Raw genomic sequence first — 422 nt, 5'->3', positions numbered from 1 at the left:
GAACTAATACCCACTCGCTTTCCAGATGCTCATTGACATAGTTTAGCCCTGATAACACAGAGTCTGCTCTTTCTTTACCACCAGCTACACGAATCACATCTGGGTGCTTAGCAACGGACAATTCTGGGTAATATGGGTCGCCGTCAGTAACGGCAACGACAACCTTAGAAATATTTGGGTGAGAAAGCAGTTTCTCTACGGTATGTTCCAGTACCGCTTTACCTTCGATCAATAAATATTGCTTAGGGCGATCTGCCTTCATTCTGCTACCCACACCAGCAGCAGGCACAATTGCGATATGCGATGAGTTCATATCCAACATTTTAATGGTTTTCCTCACCTATAATGCGGTAAAAAGTCTCGCCATCTTTAACTAAACCGAGCTCATGACGCGCACGTTCTTCAATCGCATCAAGACCTTG

At 44.8% G+C, this 422-nt stretch carries 2 protein-coding genes; both read right to left on the bottom strand.

The features are described from left to right. On the bottom strand, positions 1-322 hold a 322-nt coding region (locus tag EBL85_RS16900; RefSeq protein WP_150132756.1), incomplete at its 3' end, for a 2-C-methyl-D-erythritol 4-phosphate cytidylyltransferase. Between the two features lies 1 nt (position 323). Continuing rightward, positions 324-407, bottom strand: coding sequence for a septum formation initiator family protein (locus EBL85_RS16895; RefSeq protein ID WP_223806201.1), 84 nt, complete (start codon positions 405-407; stop codon positions 324-326). Positions 408-422 lie beyond the last annotated feature (15 nt).

It is taken from the genome of Marichromatium sp. AB32, from assembly GCF_003718675.1.
In the GTDB taxonomy this organism is placed as follows: domain Bacteria; phylum Pseudomonadota; class Gammaproteobacteria; order Chromatiales; family Chromatiaceae; genus Marichromatium; species Marichromatium gracile.
Note: the sequence above shows the minus strand (reverse complement) of the source record. Positions and strands in the feature narration are given on the sequence as shown.